Annotated in this window: 3 protein-coding genes; all 3 read right to left on the reverse strand. The window is 48.6% G+C overall.

Going from position 1 to position 3061, the window contains the following annotated elements; translation table 11 throughout:
* Positions 1-505 precede the first annotated feature (505 nt).
* Complete coding sequence (locus IQ224_RS22820; RefSeq protein WP_002731874.1) at positions 506-859, reverse strand: DUF1257 domain-containing protein; 354 nt, start codon at positions 857-859, stop codon at positions 506-508.
* A 135-nt stretch (positions 860-994) separates the two neighbouring features.
* Positions 995-2506: an AAA family ATPase gene (locus tag IQ224_RS22825; RefSeq protein ID WP_002741410.1), complete on the reverse strand. Its 1512-nt coding sequence runs from the start codon at positions 2504-2506 to the stop codon at positions 995-997.
* A gap of 79 nt (positions 2507-2585) precedes the next feature.
* On the reverse strand, positions 2586-2936 hold the full coding sequence (locus IQ224_RS22830) for a hypothetical protein (RefSeq protein WP_002741412.1): 351 nt from the start codon (positions 2934-2936) through the stop codon (positions 2586-2588).
* Between the last annotated feature and the right edge of the window lie 125 nt (positions 2937-3061).

The following is a 3061-nucleotide window of genomic DNA, read 5'->3' on the forward strand; positions in this document are numbered from 1 at the left end:
CCTTGTTCTTTTGAACGCAGTGTATCAACCTATTTCACTACTAGCTAATTACGATGGTTCAGGTCGGACATTCGGTTCACACCTAATCATGGATGGTTGGCAGTGGTCTCGATTCTGGTGTTAGGTTGCACCTCGGAGCCTTCCGTTCCCCGCTTCAGTCCCAGAATTGTGACTTCTGAATCTGGGGGTGGCTATCGCCGTTACTCTCAGCTTTGTAACGATTTGTGATTAATTGTTACAAAGTGTATTGACCTTGAGTCCCCTTGCCTGATTTGGTATCGGGTGATACTAAACGTTGGGACATATAAACAGTTATAAGGCTGGTCTGGGTTGACCTGTTAGATTCAGTCAGGGGACTGAAGACCTTACTAGGCGGTTATTTCGGGCATTTCAGCCCTATTTCATGCCTAAACGTTTCGCACTACTATTCTTAACATACCCCACAGACAGAAAAAAGGGTTAACCGAACTGGTCAACCCCTAGGCTTGGGAACGCGCTGTAAATCTCAGCTTTGAACGACTAGCTTAACGTTAGCGTTTTGCAGACCGCGCTGTTTCACTTCGGATAGGGTTTTGTTCACAGCGTATTTTTGGTTGATCGAGTTGATCAATTCGGTTTGATTGTGTTTTTTGGCCACACCCCAGAGGTCAGCGATTAAATCAAAACTGCCGTCGGTATTGCGGGACCAACCGAGATCATATTCGCCATCGAGAACAGCAACGATGTCAGAGCGAACCCGTTGACCGTTGTAACCACGAACATCGGCTTCGGTTTTCACGCTAATGCCGAGGTCGCGGAGAGAAGCTTTGAGGATTTCGGCATCGGTGATTTTGGTCCGGAGAGTGCTGAAATGAGACATTGGAATTTCCTCTTTGTAGATTAAGAATTAACAACAACAGATTGAGAGTTAAAGAGTGCCGCCAAGCGGCTTTTCGAGGCATTGCTAGTCCCTGAGAACTAGCCTTTCATCCCGTTGGGAGCGGGCGAAAGTCTGTTAGAACTCCAATCGCTGGTACTCAGCGACGGAGGCCGAAGCAGGTCGGGCGCGTTGTCTGGCCCAATCACGCAGGGCAGTTACCTGTTCGGTCATGGTGCGAGATAGGGGCAGAGTCGCCTTAATCGCCGCAATAATGTCTAATTGCGTGAATTCGCGATCTTGGGCGAAGGCCTCATACATGGCGGCAATCAGCGCCTGTTCTATTTCCGCACCGGAAAACCCATCGGATACCTTGGCTAACTGCTCCAAATCGAAGCGAGAAATGTCGGAGCGTCGTTTAGTCAGGTGAATATTAAAGATATCTTGTCTTTCTTCGGAATTGGGCAAATCGACAAAGAAGATTTCATCGAAGCGCCCCTTGCGGAGAAATTCCCCGGGTAGCCGTTCAATCCGGTTAGCTGTGGCCATAACGAAGACGGGCGAGGTTTTTTCCTGCATCCAAGTCAGGAAGGAGCCGAAGATGCGGCTAGAGGTTCCCCCATCGGAATCTGCGGATCCTGTACCACCGGCAAAAGCTTTATCTAATTCATCGATGAAAAGAATGGCCGGAGAGATGGATTCGGCAGTTTTTAAGGCATTACGCAGGTTAGCCTCAGACCGTCCCACCATGGAACCATCGTAAACCCGTCCCATATCTAAGCGCAGGAGCGGTAAACTCCAGAGGCGCGAGGTGGTTTTGGCAATTAAGGACTTACCACAGCCCGGTACTCCTAAAATTAGCATTCCTTTCGGTTGGGGGAGTCCGTAACCTCTGGCTCTTTCTGTAAAGGCGTTCGAGCGCTGTCTTAACCATTTTTTTAGTTCTTCCAGACCGCCGACGGCATTGATGGTCTCGTCCTCTTCAATGTATTCTAAAATTCCGTTGCGGCGAATCAGTTGTTTTTTCTCGGAAAGGACGATTTCTACCTCGTCTTCCGTTAATTTGTTGGCTTTTACATAGGCCTTGCGGTAAACTTTTTCGGCTTCATCTTTGGTTAAACCCAAGGCAGCTTTCAGGAGTTTTTCCCGGACTTCTGTGGTGGTACGACGATTTTGATTTTTGCCTAGATGTTGCGAGAGAACCGTATCCAACTCTCCCATGTCCGGCAGAGGAAAATCTAGAACTACCACGTCTTTCTCTAGTTCTATGGGGACTTCTTGCAGGGGAGACATTAAAATAATGATTTTTTCGGTTCCCTTAAAGCTGGCGATCGCATCTCTTAACCAGCGAGTCACCGGAGCAGAAGTGATGAACGGATGCAGGTCTTTAAAGATGTAGATACCCCCTTCCCGTTGACGCACTACCCATTCGATCGCCGCTTCTGGCGACACGGTATTATGTTGACTGGTTTGGCGGGGTTGACCCTGTTCGATCATGCCGTGGGTGACAGTCCAGACAAACACCCGTCGATGTTGTGTATTTAGTTGGGCTATTTTGCTGATGGCTTCTTCCGCCCTTTCCTCCTCGGAGGTGACGAGGTAAATCAGGGGATACTGAGCCTTGACGAGAATTCCTAGCTCTTCTTTCATAACATCGACCCTATTTGTGGTAACGGTTTAGACCTTGGGCGGCTGATGGCTGTGGATGCCTTGTTCGGCTACTGAGAGTTTAGCAGGGAACTAAGGCTGCTTCTCCCTCTGTGGTTCCTTGAGCGCCAACGGGTTCGGGAACTTCGATCGGGAACTCGTCGCCCACTATTGCGGGCTGGCGTTTGATCGACCTTAGCCGATCTTCTTTCATTACTAACGCGGCATCACACTCGGGACAGACATGAACCTGATAGGTTTTGCCATAGGCGGTGGCTTCGATTTCTTCTACCTTTTCGGGGTATTTCAGGTAAAAAGCGATCGCTTTTTCCACCAGCCCTGACATCGATTCTTCATCGATCGCGGCTTTGATTTTCAGTTGACGATGGACTCCAGGGGGAAGGTACAGTGTGACTTTTTGCTTGTCTTGCATATCACTAAATTGGTTTACCCGGGTATGTGTCTCTACTATAACCACTGTCTTTCTCTCCTGTCAAGATGGTAAGCTGTTATAACAGCATAATTGTAACATTTCTTTACAATTGTTGGGGAAGTGGG

Source organism: Microcystis sp. LEGE 00066, assembly GCF_015207925.1.
Taxonomy (GTDB): Bacteria; Cyanobacteriota; Cyanobacteriia; order Cyanobacteriales; family Microcystaceae; genus Microcystis; species Microcystis ichthyoblabe_A.

Coding starts and splice junctions, on each gene's coding strand:
- IQ224_RS22820 (WP_002731874.1), bottom strand. CDS start 859: ATGTCTCATTTCAGCACTCTCCGGACCAAAATCACCGATGCCGAAATC.
- IQ224_RS22825 (WP_002741410.1), bottom strand. CDS start 2,506: ATGAAAGAAGAGCTAGGAATTCTCGTCAAGGCTCAGTATCCCCTGATT.
- IQ224_RS22830 (WP_002741412.1), bottom strand. CDS start 2,936: ATGCAAGACAAGCAAAAAGTCACACTGTACCTTCCCCCTGGAGTCCAT.